Source organism: Pseudomonas svalbardensis (genome assembly GCF_030053115.1).
In the GTDB taxonomy this organism is placed as follows: Bacteria; Pseudomonadota; Gammaproteobacteria; order Pseudomonadales; family Pseudomonadaceae; genus Aquipseudomonas; species Aquipseudomonas svalbardensis.
The window spans coordinates 69076-91284 of record NZ_CP125619.1; the positions used below are offsets into that span (position 1 = coordinate 69076).

The window sequence follows — 22209 nt, forward strand, 5'->3', positions numbered from 1 at the left end:
CGCCCGGAGCAAGCTCGCTCCCACAGTGAATCGGGGTGTTCACACTTCTGTGATCAGCTCCGAATCCTGTGGGAGCGAGCTTGCTCGCGATAGCGTCCTCCCTATCAATACAAATCTTTAAGCCGGAATCGCCTTGGCCTTAGGCTCCCTGTCCCACACCCGATGCTGCCCGATCGCGGCAAAAAACGGTTTGATCAACTTCGCATCCGTACCCACGATCAACCCCGCATCAGCCTCGAGTTTCAACACATCCAGCAACTGTTTGGCCTCGCCCTGCAGCGCAATCGCCTTCAAGTGCTTGTATGCCTCCAACAGATAATGCAGCGCCACCCCGTCAGTGCTCAACGCCTTGATCGACGCCGCGCCACCGGGCACAAACACCGCATCGAACGCCACCGAAGGCAAGCCTTCCATCGACGCATCGACCGGCAATGCTTTGCCATCGGCGGTGGTCACAGGAGCAGAAGTCGGACCGAGCAGTTTGGCGTGCGCACCTTCGGCCTTCAGCGCTTTCTTCATGGCATCAATCGCTGCACCATCGACGCCATTGGCTGCCAGGATTGCCACTTTGCGGGTTTTGATATCCGCCGGCAGCAAGTTGGCCTGGCTCAGGGCCGGCGAGCGATCCAGTGAGGTTTTGCGTACTTCGATCGTCCCGGCTTTGGGCGCTGGCAACCCCAGGTTCTGCGCCACGCGTTTAGCCAGTTCCAGATCGATGTTGGCCAGAATCTCATTCACCTGGCGCGCGCGGATGAACTCCCGCTCAACCTTGCCCAGCTCGAAGCTGTAAGCCGAGATGATGTGCTCCTGCTCGTGCTTGCTCATGCTGTGGTAAAACAGCCGCGCCTGGGAGAAATGGTCGCTGAATGATTCGCTGCGCTGACGGATCTTGTTGGCGTCAATGCGCTCTGGATAACTTTCGAAGCCGCCATCCTGGGCTGCCGGCGGCGTTTCTTTTGGCCAACCGCTATCAATGGAGTTTGGCTCGTAGGACGCGCGGCCCTTGTCGATGGTGGTGCGATGCAGCGCATCCCGTTGACCATTGTGGAACGGTGCGACCGGGCGGTTGATCGGGATCTCGTGAAAGTTCGGCCCGCCAAGTCGGCTGATTTGCGTATCGGTGTAGGAAAACAGTCGACCTTGCAGCAATGGATCGTTGGAAAAGTCGATCCCCGGCACGATATGCCCAGGGCAGAAGGCAACCTGTTCGGTTTCGGCGAAGAAGTTGTCGGGGTTGCGGTTGAGGGTCATTTTGCCCAGTGGGGTGATCGGCACCAGTTCTTCCGGAATCAGCTTGGTCGGGTCGAGGATGTCGAAGTCGAATTTATGTTCGTTCTCCTCCTCGATGATCTGTACGCCCAGTTCCCATTGTGGGTAGTCGCCCATCTCGATCGACTCCCAGAGATCGCGACGGTGGTAATCCGTGTCTTTACCGGCGAGTTTCTGCGCTTCATCCCACACCAGCGAACAGGTCCCGGCCGTGGGGCGCCAGTGGAATTTGACGAAGCGCGATTTACCTTCGGCATTGATCAGGCGGAAGGTGTGCACGCCGAAGCCTTGCATGCTGCGCAGGCTTTTCGGGATCGCCCGGTCGGACATGGTCCAGATCACCATGTGCGCCGACTCTGGTACCAGAGAGACAAAATCCCAAAAGGTATCGTGAGCTGAGCCACCGGTGGGTATCTCATTGTGCGGCTCGGGTTTCACCGCGTGCACGAAGTCAGGAAATTTGATCGCATCCTGAATGAAAAACACCGGCATGTTGTTGCCCACTAAGTCGAAGTTGCCTTCGTCGGTGAAAAACTTCACCGCGAAACCTCGTACGTCCCGCACGGTATCGCCCGACCCACGAGGGCCCTGCACCGTGGAGAAGCGGACGAAGACCGGGGTTTTTTGGCTTGGGTCTTGTAGGAACCCGGCCTTGGTCAGCACGGAATGGGTTTCATAGCTCTGGAAGTAGCCGTGAGCACCGGTGCCGCGGGCGTGGACGATGCGCTCGGGAATGCGTTCATGGTCAAAGTGCGTGATCTTTTCACGCATGATGAAATCTTCCAGCAACGATGGCCCGCGGGCGCCGGCTTTCAACGTGTTCTGGTTGTCCGAGACTTTCACGCCCTGGTTGGTGCGCAGGGCCTGTTCAGTGGCGTCGGAGCGAAATTGCTCCAGGCTGTCGAGCTTGGCATTGGTGTTACCGCGGTCCGGGGTATCGGTCCCGGCCAGTGCGCTTTTGGTTGCGGCAGGTTTTTTAGTACTCATCAGACAAAACTCCTCGTTGCGATTCCCGCCGTAGCCAGGACTCTTGAGCAAATACCCCAGGCACGGACCGGGGGCGTTTTCGAGTTGCCTAATTAGTGACTGATGACGTTTTGCGCCGTTCCTTTTTTCTAACCTTTGATCGCGTTATTGCCAAATGGAAGGTTGAATGCGGAATAAATGCTAATAACCTCTATACGGACAGGCTAAAATGCGCGCCCGGCTAACCGCTGATCCTTTTCCAACGCGCCCCACAAGGTTCGCTACGTGATCGAGTTTCAAAACGTCCACAAAACCTACCGCGTCGCCGGTAAGGATATTCCCGCCCTGCATCCGACCAGTCTGACGATTGAGAACGGTCAGGTCTTCGGTTTGATCGGCCATTCCGGTGCGGGAAAAAGTACCCTGCTGCGTCTGATCAATCGCCTTGAAGAGTCCAGTGGCGGCAAGATATTCGTCGACGGCGAAGAAGTCACTGCGCTCGACGCCAACAGCCTGCGACGCTTCCGTCAGCAAGTCGGGATGATTTTCCAGCACTTCAACTTGCTGGCGTCCAAGACCGTGGCCGACAACGTCGCGCTGCCATTGACCCTGGCCGGTGAGCTGTCCCGCAGTGAGATTGACCGGCGTGTGGCCGAGTTGCTGAAGCGGGTCGGCCTGTCTGACCACGCCAAGAAGTACCCGGCGCAGTTGTCCGGTGGCCAGAAGCAGCGCGTCGGCATCGCCCGCGCCCTGGCAACCAAGCCGAAAATCCTGCTGTGCGACGAAGCCACCAGCGCACTGGACCCGCAGACCACTGCGTCGGTCCTGCAATTGCTGGCCGAGATCAATCGCGAACTGAAGCTGACCATCGTGTTGATTACCCACGAGATGGACGTGATCCGCCGGGTCTGCGACCAGGTCGCGGTGATGGACGCTGGCGTGATCGTCGAGCAAGGTTCGGTAGCCGAGGTGTTCCTGCATCCGAAGCACCCGACCACCAAGCGCTTCGTGCAAGAAGACGAGCAGATCGACGAAAGCGAACAGCGCGACGACTTCGCTCACGTGCCGGGCCGCATCGTGCGTCTGACCTTTCAGGGCGAAGCGACCTACGCACCGCTACTGGGCACTGTCGCTCGTGAAACGGGTGTGGACTACAGCATCCTGGCCGGTCGTATCGACCGCATCAAAGACGTGCCCTACGGGCAGTTGACCCTGGCCGTTACCGGTGGCGACATGGAAGCGGCGTTCGCCCACTTCACCGCAGCTGACGTCCACATGGAGGTGCTGCGCTGATGGAAGTCCTGGCAAGTTTCTTCGTCAACATCGACTGGTTCGAAATCTGGCTGGCCACCGGCGATACCTTTCTGATGCTCTTCGGTTCGCTGTTGTTCACCGTTTTGCTCGGCCTGCCCCTGGGCGTGCTGTTGTTCCTCTGCAGCCCGCGTCAGTTGCTGGAAGCCAAAGGCGTCTACGCGATGCTGTCGCTGGCGGTGAACATCCTGCGTTCGCTGCCGTTCATCATTCTGCTGATTGTGATGATTCCGTTCACGGTGTTGATCACCGGTACGTCCCTCGGTGTCGCCGGTGCGATTCCGCCGCTGGTGGTGGGCGCTACGCCATTCTTTGCGCGACTGGTGGAAACCGCCCTGCGTGAAGTGGATCGCGGCATCATCGAGGCAACCCAGGCCATGGGCGCGACCACGCGGCAGATCATCACCAATGCCTTGCTGCCGGAAGCCCGCCCGGGCATCTTCGCGGCGATTACAGTGACAGCCATTACACTGGTGTCCTACACGGCGATGGCGGGTGTGGTCGGCGCGGGTGGTTTGGGCGACCTAGCGATCCGTTTCGGTTACCAGCGTTTCCAGCCTGATGTGATGGTCGTGACGGTGATGTTGCTGCTGGTGATCGTTCAGGTTCTGCAAACCGTTGGCGACAAACTGGTTGTCCATTTCTCCAGGAAATAAACAGTTCTCGTAAATGACAATTGAGCCGGCCATTCGCTGGCAGGCGCCGAATTCAGGCGCCTCAAACGGGCACCGCAAGCGGGCGCCCACAAGGAGTTAGCTGAATGAAAAAACTACTCGTAGCGCTCGCAACAGTTGCAGCGTTCTCTGCTCAGGCCGATGAAACCCTGACCGTCGCGGCTACCCCGGTTCCGCACGCAGAAATCCTCGAATTCGTTAAACCGGCCCTGGCCAAAGAAGGCGTGGACCTGAGGGTCAAAGTCTTCACCGACTACATCCAGCCGAACGTGCAGGTGGCCGAAAAACGTCTGGACGCCAATTTCTTCCAGCACCAGCCGTACCTCGACGAATTCAACAAGGCCAAGGGCACCAATCTGGTGGCCGTTGCCGGCGTGCACCTGGAACCGCTGGGCGCTTACTCCAGCAAGTACAAAGCGCTGACCGAGCTGCCAGGCGGCGCCAACGTGGTGATCCCGAACGACGCCACCAACGGCGGCCGTGCGCTGTTGCTGCTGGCGAAGGCTGGCCTGATCAAGTTGAAGGATTCGAACAACATCCTCGCGACCGTCAAGGACATCACCGAGAACTCCAAGGACCTGAAATTCCGTGAACTGGAAGCCGCGACCATCCCGCGCGTGCTGACCCAGGTCGACCTGGCACTGATCAACACCAACTACGCGCTGGAAGCCAAGCTTGATCCGTCCAAGGACGCGCTGGTCATCGAAGGCAACGACTCGCCTTACGTGAACATCCTCGTTGCCCGTCCAGACGACAAGGACAGCGAAGCGATGAAGAAGCTGATTGCTGCCCTGCACAGCCCGGAAGTGAAAGCCTTCATCCTCGAGAAGTACAAAGGCGCGGTATTGCCAGCGTTTTGATCTGAAGCGTTAACGAAAAATGGGGCGCATCGAATGCGCCCCATTTTTTATGCCTGAAACACCAACCTGTAGGAGCCAGGCTTGCCGGCGAAGGCGGTCTTACGGGCGCCTTCGCCGGCAAGCCTGGCTCCTACAGGGGGCGTGGTGCTTAGTTACGGTTTAGCATCACCGGCAACTGTGCCACCAATTTCACGTTGTTCAACGGCGCCCGAATGAACCCACGCTGCGTCCCGTCCGGCCCGATCACCGCCAGGTTGCCGCTGTGGTCAACGGTGTAATTCGGTTTGCTGGTGTCCGCTGGAATGAACGGAATACTCACCGCGTTGGCCAGTTTCTGGATGTCTTCAACCGACGAAGCCGTCAGCCCTTTGAACTGAGGATCGAAGTAGCCCAAGTACTGCTTGAGCTGCTGGGGCGTATCGCGATTCGGGTCGACGCTGACCAGAATGATCTGCAACTTATCCACAGCCTCTGGCGGCAGTTCGCTCTTGATCTGACGCAACTGGGCGAGGGTGGTCGGGCAGATGTCCGGGCAGAAGGTGTAGCCGAAGAACAGCAGCGACCATTTGTCTTTCAGCTCGTTGACCGCCACTGGTTTGCCGTCCTGATCGGTCATCGTCACGTTCGGCAGGTTGCGGCTTTGCGGCAGCAGAATGATCCCGGCATCGATCAGAGCCGTCGGGTCGCCCTGGCCTTTTCCGGACAGCACTTTGTTAATGGTCAGGCCCAGGACCAGCGCGATCAGGGCGACGAGGATGAAGACGGTTTTCTGGGTTCGAGTCATAGGTTCAACAGTAAGTAGTGATCTACGAGCAGCGCGATAAACAGCAGGAACAAGTAGTAAATAGAGTACTTGAAGGTGTTGATCGCCGCGTGCGGCCGAGTGCCACGGTACAGCACCACGGCCCATTGCAGAAACCTCGCGCCAAGTCCCAGCGCGCAAATCAGGTAAAGCACACCGCTCATGTGGATCACGTACGGCATCAAGCTCACGGCCAGCAGCGCGAAGGTATAAAGCAGGATGTGGACCTTGGTGTAGTGCTCGCCATGGGTCACCGGCAGCATCGGGATGTCAGCCTTGGCGTATTCCTCTTTGCGGTGAATGGCCAGGGCCCAGAAGTGCGGTGGGGTCCAGGCGAAGATAATCAGCACCAATAGCAAGGGTTCGGCGCTGACATGCCCAGTGGCGGCGGTCCAGCCGAGCAGCGGCGGGGCGGCGCCGGCCAATCCGCCGATGACGATGTTTTGCGGTGTCGCGCGTTTCAGGAAGCCGGTGTAGACCACCGCGTAGCCGAGCAGCGAGGCCAGGGTCAGCCACGCCGTCAGTGGATTGGTGAAGGCCAGCAGTATGGCTTGCCCAAGTACCGCCAACACCAAGGCAAACGTCAGCGCGGCCGCCGGTGACACTCGACCTTCGGCCAAGGGACGTTTGTGCGTGCGGGCCATGACCGCATCGATGCGCCGGTCTACCACATGATTGACGGCTGCCGCACCACCGGCACACAAGGCGATCCCCAGATTGCCGAACACCAGCACCGTCCACGGCACCCCGGCGCGGGTCGCGAGGAACATGCCGACCAGCGAGGTGATGAGCATCAGCACCACCACTTTCGGCTTGGTCAGCTCCAGGTAGTCACGCCAGATCGCCTGACTGTGACGTGCGCCGATCAGAGTCGCCATGGCATCTCTCCTTTTATTGTTATGGGCCCGGCTGAGTGTTTACGCGGGCTGAACCGCCAGCGTGCAGGGGGTTGCTGCTTGACCCGAACCAGACTGGTTCGCGCGTGATAATTGACCAGCACCATCGTCAGCAACAGTGCCGCGCCGCCCGCGTTGTGCGCGACGGCCACTGGCAGTGGCAGGTGAAACAGCACATTGCTGATGCCGAGGGTGATTTGTGCGGCGAGGGCGATCAGCACCAACCCGGCCAGCCGCGTCATGCCGACCACCTTCAGTTGCCACGCCAACCCGAGCAGCACCAGCGTCACTAACAATGCGCCTATGCGGTGAGTCAGGTGAATGGCGGTGCGGGCATCGCTGTCCAGTTGCCCGCCGAGGTAATTGGGGCCGATGTGTTGGGTCAGGTGAAAACCGTTGGCGAAGTCCGCAGGCGGCAGCCATTGCCCATGACAGGTCGGGAAGTCGATACAGGCCACCGCCGCGTAGTTGGAACTGACCCATCCACCCAAGGCAATTTGCAGAATCACCAGCAGCAACCCGGCGGTCGCCCAGTACTGCAAACGCCGTGGTACGGTCAGCGCCGGCAACACGCCGGACAATCGCAACGTCAGCAAAAACAGCAGGCTCAACGTCGCAAAGCCGCCGAGCAAATGCCCGGTGACCACTTGCGGCCAGAGCTTGAGCGTTACCGTCCACATGCCGAATGCCGCTTGGGCAATCACCACCGCCAGCAGGAACAACGGCAACTTCACTGGCTGCCCCGGGTGACGACGATGAACCCAGGCGCGGCCGGCCAATACCGAGATCAGCAGCCCCAGCGCGCCGGCGAAGTAGCGGTGAACCATCTCGTTCCAGCCCTTATGGGCTTCGACGGGAGCGTCGGGAAAATGCAGTTCGGCATGGGCCAATTGAACTTCGCTTTTCGGCACGCTGATAAAGCCATAGCAACCCGGCCAGTCCGGGCAGCCGAGGCCGGCGTGGGTCAGGCGGGTGTAGGCGCCGAGCAACACCACAATCAGTGCCAGCAAGGTGGCAAACAGCGCGAGGCGAAATCCAGGTTTGGCCATGACGATGCCCTTATCCGATGTTCGACAGTTTCAGCAAATGGCGCAGGTCGTTGAGCAGATCCTTACCCTTCACCGTCGGGTCGTAGCGCAGCACCAGATTGCCATGCGGATCGATGATCCACAGCTGTGGCACTGACTGGTCGCCGGCGGTCTTATGGAAGTCGGTCAAATTCAGGGGATAACGCTGTAATTGAGGATACTCGCGCGTCAGCTTGGCGTCGTATTCACTGCTCAGCGGTTGTGCCGCGGCCAAGGCGTGACTGGCGCGCCCGGCATCACGGCCGAGGCCGATCTGGATCTGCCGCGCCAGGTACACCAGTTGCTGGCAGTCCACCGAGCAATCCTTGGGCGCGGTCACCAGTATCTGCCAACGATCCTCCTGCGCCTGCACGCCGAGATCGGCGCGGGTCTGGCCGTTGCCGATCAGTTCGCCGTGATAGCTGCGACCTTCCGGCACCCAGAACTGCAATTTGTACATGCCGGTGGCGAGGATCATCGGACCGATCACCCCGAGCAGGATCAGCAGTAACTGCAAGCGACCTTTACGCCGACTCGCCGGCGTTTTCGCTTCAGACATGCTGGGTGGATTCATGGCCGCTCCCATGGTGTTTCTCCTTTGCGTTGTGCCAGCCGAGATAGAGATAGAGGCCGAACAGGGCGATCGACATGGCGAACCACTGCACGGCATAAGCCAGGTGTTTTTCCGGTCCCATGGCGATTACTGGCCAGTCAGCCTGGTAAGTCGCGGGACCGCTTTCTGCGCGTAATTCGTAGGCAAAACCTTCGCGATCCAGCGCCGTCCAGAGCCTGGCCGGTTCGACCGCGGTGATCAGTTGTGGCCAGGTCGTGGTGTTCGGGTCGGCGTGCAACTGGAAAGTGGCGCCGGGGGAGACGTAGACCCAGGCAACGAGGCTCAAGGCCTGAGTCGGTGTAGTGAATTGCGGTGGGGTGCGGCGATCCGGCCACGGCAGCCAGCCGCGATTGACCAGCAGCCAGAGCCCGGTCGCCTGATCCTGAAACGGTTGCAGCAGTTCGACGCCAACCTTGCCGTCGCGCTGACGGTTATCCAGCAACAGGCTGTGTGCGGCATCGAACTGGCCGTGCAGGTGAACCCGGCGGAAGGCCGGATCTGCGGTGGATTGCAGCTCGGTGCTGGCCATTGGTTCGGCGGCACGGCGCTCGGTGTAGCTTTGCAACAGCGCGCTTTTCTCTGCGCCCCGGCTCAATTGCCAGAACCCGAGTGACACCAGCATGGGCAACAACACCGCGACCACCAGGGTCGGCACGATGCCCGGCCGGAAACGCTTCATGGCGTCGCCAGAAAGTCGGTAGTCGCGATAGCTATACTCAAGTGCATCGCCTTTCCCCTGGAGTCTCACCATGCTCAAAGCAGCCATCGTCCTGATGCTGATTGCCACGGTTGTCAGCCTGTTCAGCGGCCTGTTTTTTCTGGTCAAGGACGACAGCAGCTCGAACCGCCTCGTCATTGCCTTGAGTGTTCGTGTCGCGCTGGCCGCCATCACCGTCGGCTTGATTGCCTGGGGGTTTCTCAGCGGCCAGCTGGTTTCAAACGTGCCTTGGTAAGCCTCAGAGCACGTAGACGAAAACGAATAGTCCGATCCACACCACGTCTACGAAGTGCCAGTACCAGCTCGCGGCCTCAAATCCGAATTGGTGATCGGCATCGAAATGCCCGCGCATGATCCGCATCAGCATTACAAACAGGATGATGGTGCCCATGGTCACGTGGGCGCCGTGGAAGCCGGTGAGCATGAAGAAGGTCGCGCCGTAGATCCCGGAACCCAGGGTCAGGCCCAGTTCCTTGTAAGCGTGGATGTACTCTTCGGCCTGGAAGCCGAGGAACGCGCAACCGAGCAATACGGTCAGCGCCAGCCAGATTTTCAGTGCGCCGCGATGGCCCTTTTTCAAGGCGTGGTGGGCGATGGTCACGGTGACGCTGGAACTCACCAGCAGCACGGTATTGAGCAGCGGCAGGCCCCACGGGCTGATGACATCCTTGGGGGCGGGAAAGAGTTTCGGGTCCGGGTTATTCAGCAACGGCCAGGTGAATTCGAACGTCGGCCAGAGCATGTGGGCGAGGCCTTTGGCGCCTTCACCGCCCAGTGACGGGCCAGTGATGTTGCGTACATAAAACAGTGCCCCGAAGAAGGCGATGAAGAACATCACCTCCGAGAAGATGAACCAGCTCATGCCCCAGCGGAACGAGCGATCCATCTGCGCACTGTACAACCCCTGGCGACTTTCCTTGATCACCGTGCCGAACCAGCCGAACAGCATGTAGGCGAGCAGCAGGCTGCCGACGAAAAAGATCAGTGGGCCGTGGGATTCCGGCCGCGCCGCCTTCAGGTCGTTGAACCAGGTGGCCAGGCCGAGCACGGTGACGAACATACCGACCGTGGCAATGATCGGCCATTTGCTCTGGGCCGGTACGTAATAATGTTCATGAATTGCCATTTATTGTTCTCCTTATCGGGCACGCTTTAACGCCTAGCCACCGGTATTTGCAGCAACAGCCGCGGGTGGATGACGTGCGGTGATATCGAACAGCGTGTAGGAAAGCGTCAGGTGCTTCACATCCTTGGGCATGTCACGGTCAACGATGAAACGTACCGGCATCTCGATCCGTTGACCGGGCTGCAGCACTTGCTGGGTAAAGCAGAAACATTCGGTCTTGTGGAAGTACGCCGCCGCCGCGCTGGGCGCGATGCTCGGAACCGCCTGGGCGCTCATCGGGCGATCGGTCGGGTTATGGGCGATGAAAATCATCTCGTTCACCGCTCCCGGATTCGCCACCAGTTCGTCGCCCTTGGGATAGAAGTCCCAAGACATGTCGGCGGAATTGGTCGACAGAAACTGCACGCGGACTTGCCGCGAGGTGTCGACCGTTTGTTCGCCCTCATACTGCCCGCCGGTCTTGCCGTTGATGCCGAACGCTTTGCACATCACGTCGTAGATCGGCACCAGGGCAAACCCGAAGACAAACATCGCCACCACCACCAGCAGCAGGCGCGTGACCAGCTTCTTCAAAGAAATAGAGTCAGCCACGATACAAGCCCTCCACAAAAACCCATGTGGGAGCGCCGCACCGCCGCTCCCACAGTCATTTCACTTCCGGCGGCGTGGTGAAGGTGTGATACGGCGCCGGTGACGGAATACTCCATTCCAGGCCTTCGGCCCCATCCCACGGTTTGGCCGGTGCCGGCTCGCCGCCACGGATGGTCTTGATCACGATGAACAGGAAGAAGATCTGCGTGGCGCCGAACATGAACGCACCGATCGACGACACCATGTTGAAGTCGGCGAATTGCAGGTTGTAGTCGGGAATCCGCCGCGGCATGCCCGCCAGCCCCACGAAGTGCATCGGGAAGAACGCCATGTTCATGCCGATGAACGACAGCCAGAAGTGCAGCTTGCCGAGGGTTTCGTCGTACATGTGACCGGTCCATTTCGGCAGCCAGTAGTAGGCCGAGGCGAAGATCCCGAAGATCGCCCCCGGTACCAGTACATAGTGGAAGTGCGCGACCACGAAGTAGGTGTCCTGGTACTGGAAGTCCGCCGGTGCGATGGCCAGCATCAACCCGGAGAAACCTCCGATGGAAAACAGGATCACGAACGCCACCGCAAACAGCATCGGTGTCTCGAAGGTCAGCGAGCCTTGCCACATGGTGCTGGCCCAGTTGAACACCTTGACCCCGGTGGGTACGGCGATCAGCAACGTGGCGTACATGAAGAACAACTCGCCCACCAATGGAATGCCAACCACGAACATGTGGTGCGCCCAGACGATGAACGACAGGAACGCGATACTCGCCGTCGCATAGACCATCGAGGTGTAGCCAAACAGCGGTTTGCGTGAGAAGGCCGGAATGATCGAGCTGACGGCACCGAAGGCCGGCAGGATCATGATGTACACCTCGGGGTGACCGAAGAACCAGAACACGTGCTGGAACAACACCGGGTCACCGCCACCGGCGGCACTGAAGAAGCTGGTGCCGAAGTGGATGTCCATCAGCATCATCGTCACGCAGCCGGCCAGTACCGGCATCACCGCGATCAGCAGGAACGCGGTAATCAGCCAGGTCCAGACGAACAGCGGCATTTTCATCAACGTCATGCCGGGGGCGCGCAGGTTGAGGATGGTGGCGATCACGTTGATCGCGCCCATGATCGAACTGATCCCCATCAAGTGGATGGCGAAGATGAAGAAGGTCACGCTTTCCGGTGCGTAGGTCGTCGACAGCGGGGCGTAGAACGTCCAGCCGAAGTTCGGTCCACCGCCGGGGGTGAACAGGGTCGATACCAGCAGGATGAATGCTGCCGGCAACAGCCAGAAGCTGAAGTTGTTCATCCGTGGCAGGGCCATGTCCGGCGCGCCGATCATCAACGGAATCATCCAGTTGGCGAGGCCGACGAACGCTGGCATCACCGCACCGAAGACCATCACCAGACCGTGCATGGTGGTCATCTGGTTGAAGAACTCCGGCTGGACGATTTGCAGTCCCGGTTGGAACAACTCGGCACGAATCACCATCGCGAACGAGCCACCGAGCAAGAACATGGAGAACGCGAACCACAGGTATAGCGTGCCGATATCCTTGTGGTTGGTGGTCAGCACCCAGCGCATCAGGCCTTTGGCGGGGCCGTGGGCGTGGGCGGTGCCGGTATGAACATGGTCATCGACGACAGCAGTCATGTCCTGTCTCCTGCAAACAGATGGGCTGGGCAGGCCGGGACGCGATGCCCCGACTGGTTCCTTACGTGCGCAATAGACCGGGTCATTTGCTTTCCGCCTGTTTCAGCTCCAGCACTTCTTTAGGGGTGACCATGTCGCCCTTGTTGTTGCCCCAGGCGTTACGTTCGTAGGTCACGACCGCTGCGATATCGACTTCCGAGAGTTGCTTGCCGAACGCCGCCATGGAGGTGCCGGGCTTGCCGTGGAAGACAATGCCCAAGTGATCCTTGATCGGTCCGGTAGCGATTTTCGAGCCCTTGAGCGCCGGGAACATCGGCGGCAAGCCCTGACCTTCGGCCTGGTGACAGGCCACGCAGGTGGTGTGATAAACCTTGTCGCCGCGCTCCTTGAGTTCGTCGAGGGTCCATTCCTTGCTGGTCAGCTCTTTAAGCTGCAGGGCTTCAGCCTTGCGCTCGGCCAGCCATTTTTCGTAATCGGCCTTTTCCTTGACCTCGACCACGATCGGCATGAAGCCGTGGTCCTTGCCGCATAATTCGGCGCATTGACCGCGGTAGATGCCGGGCTTGTCAACGCGGGTCCAGGCTTCGTTGACGAACCCCGGGATCGCATCGCGCTTGACCGCAAAGGCCGGCACCCACCAGGAGTGGATGACGTCGGCGGAGGTCACCAGGAAGCGCACCTTGGCGCCGATCGGCAGCACCAATGGCTTGTCGACCTCAAGCAGGTAATGCTCGCCCTTGGTTTCCTTGTTGTTGATCTGATCGGCGGGCGTGTTCAGGTTGCTGAAGAAATCAACGTCCTGGCCCAGGTATTTGTAATGCCACTTCCATTGATAACCGGTGACCTGGATATCGATATCCGGCTCACTGGCGTCGTACATCTTGATCAGGGTTGCAGTCGCGGGAACCGCCATGGCCACCAGAATCAGGAAGGGCACGATGGTCCAGAGGATTTCAACGGTGGTGCTTTCATGAAATTTTGCAGCCACCTGCCCGGTCGAGCGGCGGTGGAGAATCATCGACCAGAACATGGCGCCGAAGACGATGATGCCGATCACTACACAGATCCAGAAAATGGTCATGTGCAGGTCAAATACTGCGTGACTGATTTCAGTCGCTCCCGGCGCCATATTCACAGCCCATTCGGCGTGTGCCGGACTGAAAATCGACCACAACAGGAGGCCCATCCAGACATGTGGATGTCGCATCATTGCGGGTTCCCCTTATCGTTCTTGTTATCCCGCCGGCTTTCACCTGCGGCAAGGGAGCGGCTTTTTCAGACTACGAACTTGAATCGCCGAGCCTTGCTGCGTGTGCAGTCGGGCGTCATCAGCTAACTCCATTCCCACCCGAGTATAGACAGCGACCGCCACCTCGCAACGTGATGGCGTAAATCATCTGAAACAGCTGGGACTTGCGTTCCAGGGCACGAATGGAGAAGGATGCAGACGAGTGGTGGCAAACCGATATAACTTTGATGTCTCAAGGATGAAATAATTATGACAAATGCGTCTTAGCATTTTTCGTATGCCAGCTAAGTTATGTCCTCCCTATTTCATTGCCTTTGTTTCCTGGAGTTTTCATGAACACCGCCGCATTGCGCGAGCAGATCCAAAAAGCCCAACAACACGAAGCCGAAACCGGCCTGCTGACTCGTCAGCTGGAAACCCAACTGCCACACCTTCACTCCGCCATCCAATTGCCGGATGTCGACGCCAACGGCGTGATGACGCGTTTTGTGGCCGCGTATATAGAGCAAGTGCCGGACCTGCTGGACGCAGCCAATGAAGTCGCCAGGGAAGCGGGTATCGAATCACAGATCAAACCGGTGCTGAAAATCGCCGAGCAGTTCTTCCTCCAGCCGCCGGCGATCATGGCCGGTCACGTCGGTCTGGACAGCCTGCTGGACGAAGCCTATCTGGCGCACCGCCTGGTCGAAGAGGTCAATGACCTGTACATCAAGTATTTTGGCCAGCCACTGATCCCCTTGGACATGACTGTTGCCAACCTGATTGCCCACCAACTGATCGGCGAGGAGTTCGCCAATCAACTGGATGAGGCGGTGCATCACGCCGTGGACGAGATGCTCAATGAAGACAGTTTCGCGCTGGACTCCGTCGAGGCCTACCGCGAGAAACTCAACAGCCCGGACACCGGCGCTGCATGGAAGCGCTGGCCGTGCCTGTCGCGCCAATTGGGCGTAGGCCTTGAGCTGGATCAGCCAGCGGCTTGATAAGTTGCCCCTAAAGAAATCGCAGCCTATTGGCTGCGATTTTTTTAAGCGGCTGCGGAGCCGACGCCCGTCGTGGTCCGCAATCGCCCTTCCAACCTGCGCTTCAACCCCCGCGCTTCAATCAACAGTTTTGATCCCTTGGCCGCATTGGCCCGCCCCCATTCCTCCAGCAATTCCAGACACGAGTGATCGATGTAGCTCAGGTTATTGAGCGGCACATGGACCGTCGCGCCTGCCGGAATGGTCCCCAGCACCTGGGTCAGCGCCGGCACTTTGAGAAAGGTCGCTGCACCTATCAATCGCAGTTCCATTTCGCCGTCCTTGGGCAGATCGATCAGGCTGATTTTCAGACGCGAAGCCTTCCAGGCCAGTTTGGCCAAGGTCAGGCCGAAGCCGATCAGCACGCCGGTCAGCAGGTCGGTGAAGATGATTGCCAGGGCGGTCGCCGCGTAGGTGAACATCGGCATCCGGCCATATCGGCCCAGACCGCGGAAGGCCTTGAGGTCGACCAGTTTAAAACCGGTATAAACCAGAACGCCCGCCAGGCTCGCTACCGGAATGCTTTGCAGCACGCTGGACAGCAGCAACACGAAAGCCAGCAGCCACAGGCCATGGAAGATCGCCGACAGACGCGTGGTGGCGCCCGCCTGGACGTTGGCCGAACTGCGCACGATCACGCCGGTCATTGGTAGCGCGCCAAGCAGACCACAGAGCATGTTGCCGACGCCTTGAGCCGACAATTCCCGGTCGAAGTCGGAACGCTGGCCGCTGTGCATGCGGTCGACCGCGGCGGCCGAGAGCAGGGTTTCGGCGCTGGCGATAAACGCCACGGCAAATGCGGCAATGAGCAGCGTCGGGTCAGCCAGATTGAGCAGATCCGCAGGTTTCAACCAGTCGATGGCTTCTGCCAGGTTGGCTGGGACTTCCACTCGTTTGACCTGCAAGGCGAGCACCAGGCTGGCGACAGTCGCCAGGCCTACGCCAAGCAGTGCGCCGGGAATGAAGCGCAGGGAATGGGGGCGGAATTTCTCCCACAACCACATCACCGCAATCGTCGACAGTCCGAGCAAACCGGCTTGCCAACCCAAGGAGGGCAAGGCCTGCACGACGGCAGCCGGGAAGGCTGCCAGGTTATCCAGCCCGGAAGGCTTGGGCACGGCGTCGAGCATCACATGCACCTGTGACAACACGATCAGCACGCCAATTCCGGCGAGCATGCCGTACACCACCGCAGGCGCCGTGACCCGAAACCAGCAGCCCAGCTTTAAACGCCCAGCCACCAGTTGCAGAAAACCGGCCAGCAGCAGGATTGGCCCGAGCATGGCGATACCGTGCTGGCGCACCAGTTCGAACACCAGAACCGCCAAACCGGCCGCCGGGCCGCTGACTTGCAGTGGCGAACCGGCAATCCAGCCCACCACCAAGCCACCGATGATCCCGGTGATCAAACCCTTGGACGGCGGCAGCCCCGAGGCGATAGCGATGCCCATGCACAAGGGCAGGGCGACGAGAAACACAACCACGGACGCCAGCAGCTCCCGTGGCAGAACAGCTTTAAGTTGAGCAGCACGCATGGTGACTCTCCCGAAGTTTTCTTCAGGCGTGGCGAAGCCAGGCTGCCTGATCGGCAGCCTTGGCTAAACCACACAGGGATTTAGGAGGATTTAGAAGCGCGCTTTGGGCGTCGCCACCGGAATCGGATGGCTGCCATCGAGCGGCAGGAAACAACCCTTGTCCGCGTCGTAAGCTCTGATTTCGCTGGTTTCGATGTTGTAGATCCAACCATGGATAAACAGCTGACCATTGGCCATGCGCGAGGCTACCGACGGGTGCGTGCGCAAATGTTGCAGCTGAGCGATCACATTCTCCTCGGTGAGGACGTGCATGCTTTCGTTTTCGTCAGCGCAATGGCAGTTTTCCTGGACCATGGTTTTTGCCACTTCGGCATGACGCAACCAGGCTTTGACCGTCGGCATTTTTTCCAGGCTTTGTGGGTTGAGCACTGCGCGCATCGCGCCACAGTCAGAGTGCCCGCAGATGATGATGTGTTGCACGCCGAGGGCCAGAACGGCGTATTCGATTGCCGTGGAAACACCGCCGTTCATTTGCCCATATGGCGGCACAACGTTGCCGACGTTACGGGTCACGAACAGGTCGCCAGGGGAGCTTTGGGTGATCAGCTCAGGAACGATGCGCGAATCGGCGCAGGCGATGAACATCGCTCTGGGGCTCTGGGCCGTGGCGAGTTTTTTGAAGAGTTCTTCCTGCTGTGGAAAAACCTCGTGATGAAAATGCAAAAAGCCGTCAACGATATGCTGCAGCGCTGCATCGGCGGTTTCCGCCTCCGGTTGGGCTGAAGCCGACGCAGCCAACGGCTGTTTATCCTTGTCACTCATGATTCATCCTCTTTGGCGGAGTCAGGGAATTTTCCCGTTTTGTCCGGTGTAAAGCCAGTGGCTGTTTAAAAAACATCCAGGCCGAGAATATCGACCCGTCAGTCACTCGATGAACAAGGTAGCGGTCGAAACTTAACTCAAACTGAATAAAACGCTCTAGAACGTGTGTTCCAGGTCACAAAAAACGTGACCGGTGTAGTGGCAAAGTGCATTTCACACTACTCAATCATAGGCCAAATGTCCTCAAATCAACGACATCTGGCGACCCGGCGGACAGAAGGCTTCGCAGTCCAGATTGAAACCTTCCCGACGATTGAGCCCCAGACGTTTGATGGTTTTGGCAAAGCGTTGCGCCAGCAGATCGGCAAACGGCCCTTCGCCACGCATCCTGGCACCGAAGCGACTGTCGTAGAGCTCGCCACCACGGCTCTGACGAATCAGGCTCAACACATGAGCGGCACGCTGAGGATAGTGGGCTGCCAGCCATTCTTCGAACAGCGGCGCAACTTCCAGCGGCAGGCGCAGCATCATATAGGCCGCACTTTGCGCCCCTGCGGCATGAGCCTCGGTGAGCAGGCTTTCGAGTTCGCTGTCGTTGATCATCGGAATCATCGGCGAGCACAGAACACCAACCGGAATTCCCGCTTCACGCATCACGCGGATCGCCCGCAACCGAGCCTTGGGTGCAGCGGCGCGCGGTTCGAGGATGCGTTTGAGCTCATCGTCCAGGGTGGTGAGGCTGATCATCACCGCCACCAGCCTTTGCTCGGCGAGTTCGACCAGCAGGTCCAGATCCCGAAGAATCAGCGAGCCCTTGGTTATGATGGTCACGGGATGGCGATAGCGAAGCAGCACTTCGAGGGTTTTGCGGGTGATTTTGTGTTCGCGTTCGATCGGTTGATAAGGGTCCGTATTGGAGCCCAGATTGATCGGCGCGCATTGATAGCCGCGCTTGGACAGTTGTTCTTCCAGCACATCGGCGGCGTTGGTCTTGGCGATCAGTTTGGTTTCGAAATCCAGCCCTGGCGACATGTCCCAATAAGCGTGGCTGGGCCGCGCGTAGCAATAGATGCAACCGTGCTCGCAGCCGCGATAGGGATTGATCGAACGATCGAAGGGCAAGTCCGGCGAGTTGTTGCGAGTGATGATGGTTTTCGCCGTTTCGATGCGCACCTCGGTGCCTTGGGTAATCGGCGCTTCCTGATACCAGCCGTCATCCTCGGCCACCGAGCGATTCGGCGCGAAGCGGTTGTGCGGGTTGGTGGCGGTGCCGCGGCCGCGAGGTGGCAGGGGAGTAGGCATCGACAAGGTCCTTTAGCTGTATGTTCGTACAGTACAGGGGCTCGGCGGAATCGGCCAGTGCCGTTCGGCGCTCGATCATTCGAAAAACAACTTCGCTCTTTGTGTTTTACGGTCAGGTTAAATATTCGTCATTACGAGATACATATAACGAGTAGCGTGTTTGTGAGGGATATTAGTAATATCCGTCTCACACGAAGTTGTCGTGTTTAACTATTAAATGGAATTAATTAATGTCGAATTACAATCGTCGTGGTATTTTTCTGCAACTGATGCGGGCGTCTATTGTTAGTCCAAAAGAAGTTCGGGTTTCCATGCAGTTTGCACTAAAGGAAGAGGGTTACGATCCGGAAAACCGTGCGGTCACTTACGCTCTGCTGGACTCGAGCACTCGCGAGGCCGTATCGAACGACGGCGGCATGACTTTCACCATGGGGGCCGCCCATGCTGATGTGGACGGTGATGGTGACATCGACGCACAAGACAAGGCCGTTCTGCTGGCCTTGGCGAGTGCCTATTCGAAGATCGTCAATCCGTAATCGCGATTGAGCGCAGCCAGTAGGTAAGTATTGAGTGCGCGGTAGGTTGTAACTGACACTTAAAAAGCGGTACGGAGTTTCCGGACCGCTTTTTCATGTTGCTTTAATGAGTCGTCGCTTGGCCAATGTCATCATTCGCAGTCGTTTTCATATCGTCTTCCCTTAACGCCATTACATCACTGGCTTTAACAGTGGCACCTTTATTTCCCCAACTAGTGGCAATGAAACTCACCACATCCGCCACTTCCTGATCCGACAAGCGCCAGGCGAATCCCGGCATGGTAAAGGTCGAAGGCGCCGTGTGAGTCGCGGGCAGCGTACCGCCCTTGAGCACGATGTGAATCAGCGACGTCGGATCCTGCGACTGCAACACCGGGTTGCCTGCCAGCGCCGGGAACACTTTGGTGTAGCCATGACCATCGGTACGGTGGCAGGCCGCGCAGTTGTCGATGTACACCGAAGCGCCTGGCTTGCTGTCGTCCCCGTTCCACAGCGCTTGTGCGACCTGTCTGTCGTACTGGTGCGGCTGATCATTGGGATCATTCGCCGGCAAAGACTTGAGGTAACGGGTAATCGCGGTCAGATCGTTGTCGGTCATGTACTGCATGCTGTGCGTCACCACATCACTCATGCCACCAAACACTGCGCTGCGATCACTGCGACCGGTTTTGAGGAACTGCACCAGTTGTTCTTCGCTCCAGCTGCCGAGGCCGTCTTTGTGATCGCCCCGCAGACTTTTCGCGATCCAGCCTTCAAGCGGCGCACTGCCTGACAGAAATGCGCTGCCTTCGCCTGCATTCAGGGCTTTTTCCTGCATGGTCAGGGCACGCGGCGTATGGCACGCGCCGCAATGTCCGAGTCCTTCCACCAGATAAGCCCCACGACTGACCACCGCATCTTCGCCGGGTGCTGCTTTGTAGTCCGCCACAGCCGGGGCAAACATCCAGCGCCAGCCCGCAAGCGGCCAGCGCATGCTCAAAGGCCAGGGAATATCGCTGGCCTTGTTCTCCTGAGCGACAGGCGCCACGCCGTGCATGAAGTAGGCGTACAAGGCTTTCATGTCGATTTCGTTGACGCTGGCGTAGGACGGATAGGGCATCGCCGGGTACAAGGTACTACCGTTTTTGGCGACACCATGGCGCACGGCTTTGTCGAAGTCTTCGAAGCCGTAGTCGCCCAGGCCGGTTTTATCCGGCGTGATATTGGTGGAGTAGATCGTCCCGATCGGCGTTTCCATCGGCAGACCACCGGCGAACGGCTTGCCATCCTTGGCGGTGTGGCAGGCCACGCAGTCACCCGCTCGGGCGAGGTACTCGCCTTGTTTGATCAGGTTTTGATCGATTTCAGCGGCGTTGATCGAGCCACAACCGAGCAGCGCCAGGGTCGCGATAACAAGTGCTTTCATGGTCATCGCTCCTTAATCCTGAACCAGCGGGCCGGGGTTTTTCAGGTACTGCTCGCGGATAGCCCGGGCCGACCAGTAGGTCAAAGCTGCCACCAGGCCGGTAGGGTTGTAGCCCAGACCTTGTGGGAAAGCTGACGCTCCGGGGACGAAAACGTTGTGTACGTCCCAGCTCTGCAAGTAACGGTTCAGGGCGCTGGTTTTCGGATGGGTGCCCATGATCGCGCCACCGTTGAGGTGGGTGGTCTGGTAAGACGCGGTGTTGAAGTGATCGCCAACCTTCTTGCCCAGTACGGCGATGGCCTTGGGGCTCATCGCTTCGGCGATCTTGCCCATTTTCTCGACCATGAAGCGGTTCATCTTGATGTCGTTTTCCTGCCAGTCGAAGGTCATCCGCAACAGCGGCAAGCCGTAGGCATCGCGGTACACCGGGTCCAGATCGAGGTAGTTGCCACGGTAGGATTGATGCGCGCCGTGGGCATCCATCGACACTTGATGGGTGTAGTAATCGGCGGTGGCACGTTTCCAGGCACTGCCCCAGGCCGGGGTGCCCGGCGGGTTGGATGTGCCTGCGATCGGTCGGCTGCCTGCCTGGTTGACCCACATCGGCGAACCACCGACGAAGCCATGGGGTCCGTGATCGAAGTTGTCGGCGTTGAAGTCGTCCACCGCCACGCCGTTACCGCCGGCACCAATAAAGTTATTGGTGTGGGTGTCTTTATCGAAGTAGGCCTTGATAGTGGCCATGTTCTGGTAGGCGAAGTTTTTGCCGACCACGCCTTCGCCGCTGATCGGGTCGTACGGTTTGCCGATACCCGAAAGCAACATCAGCCGCACATTGTGGAACTGGAAGGCACCGAGGATCACCAGGTCTGCGGGCTGCTCGATCTCCCGGCCCTGGCCGTCGATGTAGGTCACGCCTGTCGCCTTGCTCTTGGTGCTGTCGAGATTGACCCGCAGTACGTGGGAGTTGGGCCGCAGCTCGAAATTGGGCAGCGGTTTGAGCGCCGGCAGAATGTTTACGTTCGGCGATGCCTTGGAATACATGTAGCAGACGTAACCACTGCAAAAACCGCAGAAGTTGCACGGGCCCATCTGTGCGCCGTAGGGGTTGGTGTAGGGGCCTGACGTATTGGCCGAGGGCAGGTTGTAGGGTTTGTAACCCACTGCGGTGGCCGCTTTCTGAAACAGCTGTGCGGAAACAGTGTTCTTCTGCGATTCCAGCGGGAAATGATTCGAACGATCCGGCGCGTACGGGTTGCCGCCCTTGCCTTCGCCGACCAACTGACCCTTCACCGTCCAGGCTTGACCCGACGTACCGAAGACCTTCTCGGCGTAATCGAAAAACGGTTCCAGCTCTTCATAGCTGACGCCGAAGTCCTGGATGGTCATGTCCTTGGGGATGAAGCTTTTGCCGTAGCGTTCTTCGTAGTGGCTGCGCATGCGCAACTCGATCGGGTCGACCCGAAAGTGCACGCCGGACCAGTGCAAACCGGCGCCGCCGACACCATTGCCGGGCAGGAAGGCGCCCAATTGGCGATTCGGCAGCGCGATGTCATTCACGCTATGGCGAATGGTCACGGTCTCCTTGGAAATGTCCTGGAAGAGTTTTTTACGCACGCTGTAGGTGAGTTCGTCGATCACCTGTGGGTAGTTGCCATCGGGGTAAGTGTCCTGCATCGGCCCGCGCTCCAGCGCCAGCACATTCAGGCCGGCTTCTGTCAGCTCCTTGGCCATTATCGCGCCCGTCCAGCCAAAACCGACGATCACTGCGTCGACCTTCTTCATTACCGTTGCCAT

21 protein-coding genes are annotated in these 22209 nt (G+C 58.9%); 6 read left to right on the plus strand and 15 right to left on the minus strand.

What is annotated here, in order from left to right:
- Window positions 1-117 precede the first annotated feature (117 nt).
- Window positions 118-2256: a catalase HPII gene (gene katE, locus QFX16_RS00330; RefSeq protein ID WP_283182383.1), complete on the minus strand. Its 2139-nt coding sequence runs from the start codon at window positions 2254-2256 to the stop codon at window positions 118-120.
- A gap of 264 nt (window positions 2257-2520) precedes the next feature.
- On the opposite strand from katE, the gene QFX16_RS00335 reads away from it, so the two are divergent.
- From QFX16_RS00335 to QFX16_RS00345, 3 genes are all read left to right on the plus strand, one after another.
- On the plus strand, window positions 2521-3528 hold the full coding sequence (locus tag QFX16_RS00335; RefSeq protein WP_056738424.1) for a methionine ABC transporter ATP-binding protein: 1008 nt from the start codon (window positions 2521-2523) through the stop codon (window positions 3526-3528).
- Window positions 3528-4202, plus strand: a complete 675-nt coding sequence (locus QFX16_RS00340) for a methionine ABC transporter permease (protein WP_149628620.1) — start codon at window positions 3528-3530, stop codon at window positions 4200-4202. Before QFX16_RS00335 ends, QFX16_RS00340 begins: the two co-directional genes overlap by 1 nt.
- Before the next feature lie 104 nt (window positions 4203-4306).
- Window positions 4307-5080 carry a MetQ/NlpA family ABC transporter substrate-binding protein gene (locus QFX16_RS00345; protein WP_283182384.1) on the plus strand — a complete coding sequence of 258 codons (774 nt, stop codon included), beginning with the start codon at window positions 4307-4309 and terminating at the stop codon, window positions 5078-5080.
- 148 nt (window positions 5081-5228) lie between these two features.
- On the opposite strand, the gene QFX16_RS00350 is transcribed toward QFX16_RS00345, so the two are convergent.
- From QFX16_RS00350 to QFX16_RS00370, 5 genes are read right to left on the minus strand one after another with little or no spacing between them, the layout of a single operon-like run.
- Complete coding sequence (locus tag QFX16_RS00350) at window positions 5229-5864, minus strand: SCO family protein (protein WP_283182385.1); 636 nt, start codon at window positions 5862-5864, stop codon at window positions 5229-5231.
- Entirely contained in the window at window positions 5861-6760 is a 900-nt protein-coding gene (gene cyoE, locus QFX16_RS00355; RefSeq protein WP_008152463.1) for a heme o synthase, read from the minus strand. Before cyoE ends, QFX16_RS00350 begins: the two co-directional genes overlap by 4 nt.
- Window positions 6748-7827 carry a COX15/CtaA family protein gene (locus QFX16_RS00360; protein ID WP_283182386.1) on the minus strand — a complete coding sequence of 360 codons (1080 nt, stop codon included), beginning with the start codon at window positions 7825-7827 and terminating at the stop codon, window positions 6748-6750. The genes cyoE and QFX16_RS00360 overlap by 13 nt, the downstream gene beginning before the upstream one ends.
- Before the next feature lie 10 nt (window positions 7828-7837).
- Window positions 7838-8431, minus strand: coding sequence for a PA_0111/PP_0108 family redox-active disulfide protein (locus tag QFX16_RS00365; protein WP_095127244.1), 594 nt, complete (start codon window positions 8429-8431; stop codon window positions 7838-7840).
- Window positions 8397-9137 carry an SURF1 family protein gene (locus QFX16_RS00370; protein ID WP_283182387.1) on the minus strand — a complete coding sequence of 247 codons (741 nt, stop codon included), beginning with the start codon at window positions 9135-9137 and terminating at the stop codon, window positions 8397-8399. Before QFX16_RS00370 ends, QFX16_RS00365 begins: the two co-directional genes overlap by 35 nt.
- A gap of 70 nt (window positions 9138-9207) precedes the next feature.
- On the opposite strand from QFX16_RS00370, the gene QFX16_RS00375 reads away from it, so the two are divergent.
- Window positions 9208-9411, plus strand: a complete 204-nt coding sequence (locus QFX16_RS00375; RefSeq protein ID WP_283182388.1) for a twin transmembrane helix small protein — start codon at window positions 9208-9210, stop codon at window positions 9409-9411.
- A 3-nt stretch (window positions 9412-9414) separates the two neighbouring features.
- Here QFX16_RS00375 and QFX16_RS00380 read toward each other — a convergent pair whose 3' ends face one another.
- The 4 genes from QFX16_RS00380 to coxB all read right to left on the minus strand — a co-directional run bounded on the left by QFX16_RS00380 (window position 9415) and on the right by coxB (window position 13751).
- Complete coding sequence (locus QFX16_RS00380; protein ID WP_283182389.1) at window positions 9415-10302, minus strand: cytochrome c oxidase subunit 3; 888 nt, start codon at window positions 10300-10302, stop codon at window positions 9415-9417.
- A 33-nt stretch (window positions 10303-10335) separates the two neighbouring features.
- Window positions 10336-10893 carry a cytochrome c oxidase assembly protein gene (locus tag QFX16_RS00385; protein WP_150657828.1) on the minus strand — a complete coding sequence of 186 codons (558 nt, stop codon included), beginning with the start codon at window positions 10891-10893 and terminating at the stop codon, window positions 10336-10338.
- A 55-nt stretch (window positions 10894-10948) separates the two neighbouring features.
- Complete coding sequence (ctaD, locus tag QFX16_RS00390; protein WP_283182390.1) at window positions 10949-12541, minus strand: cytochrome c oxidase subunit I; 1593 nt, start codon at window positions 12539-12541, stop codon at window positions 10949-10951.
- Window positions 12542-12623: 82 nt separating this feature from the next.
- A complete protein-coding gene (gene coxB / locus QFX16_RS00395; protein WP_283182391.1) occupies window positions 12624-13751 on the minus strand; it encodes a cytochrome c oxidase subunit II in 1128 nt (375 codons plus the stop codon).
- Between the two features lie 371 nt (window positions 13752-14122).
- Here coxB and QFX16_RS00400 point away from each other — a divergent pair, with 371 nt between their 5' ends.
- A complete protein-coding gene (locus tag QFX16_RS00400) occupies window positions 14123-14773 on the plus strand; it encodes a hypothetical protein (RefSeq protein ID WP_283182392.1) in 651 nt (216 codons plus the stop codon).
- Window positions 14774-14817: 44 nt separating this feature from the next.
- Here the strand turns inward: QFX16_RS00400 and QFX16_RS00405 are convergent, their stop codons facing one another.
- From QFX16_RS00405 to QFX16_RS00415, 3 genes are all read right to left on the minus strand, one after another.
- Entirely contained in the window at window positions 14818-16347 is a 1530-nt protein-coding gene (locus tag QFX16_RS00405) for a SulP family inorganic anion transporter (protein WP_283182393.1), read from the minus strand.
- 90 nt (window positions 16348-16437) lie between these two features.
- A complete protein-coding gene (locus tag QFX16_RS00410; RefSeq protein ID WP_056738405.1) occupies window positions 16438-17169 on the minus strand; it encodes a carbonic anhydrase in 732 nt (243 codons plus the stop codon).
- Window positions 17170-17412: 243 nt separating this feature from the next.
- Window positions 17413-18471, minus strand: coding sequence for a PA0069 family radical SAM protein (locus QFX16_RS00415; protein ID WP_123367399.1), 1059 nt, complete (start codon window positions 18469-18471; stop codon window positions 17413-17415).
- Between the two features lie 230 nt (window positions 18472-18701).
- Here QFX16_RS00415 and QFX16_RS00420 point away from each other — a divergent pair, with 230 nt between their 5' ends.
- Window positions 18702-19007, plus strand: a complete 306-nt coding sequence (locus QFX16_RS00420; RefSeq protein WP_283182394.1) for a hypothetical protein — start codon at window positions 18702-18704, stop codon at window positions 19005-19007.
- Window positions 19008-19110: 103 nt separating this feature from the next.
- Here the strand turns inward: QFX16_RS00420 and QFX16_RS00425 are convergent, their stop codons facing one another.
- Window positions 19111-20412 (minus strand): c-type cytochrome, encoded by a 1302-nt coding sequence (locus QFX16_RS00425; RefSeq protein WP_283182395.1) that lies wholly within the window; start codon window positions 20410-20412, stop codon window positions 19111-19113.
- A gap of 12 nt (window positions 20413-20424) precedes the next feature.
- Window positions 20425-22209, minus strand: a complete 1785-nt coding sequence (locus QFX16_RS00430; protein ID WP_283182396.1) for a GMC family oxidoreductase — start codon at window positions 22207-22209, stop codon at window positions 20425-20427.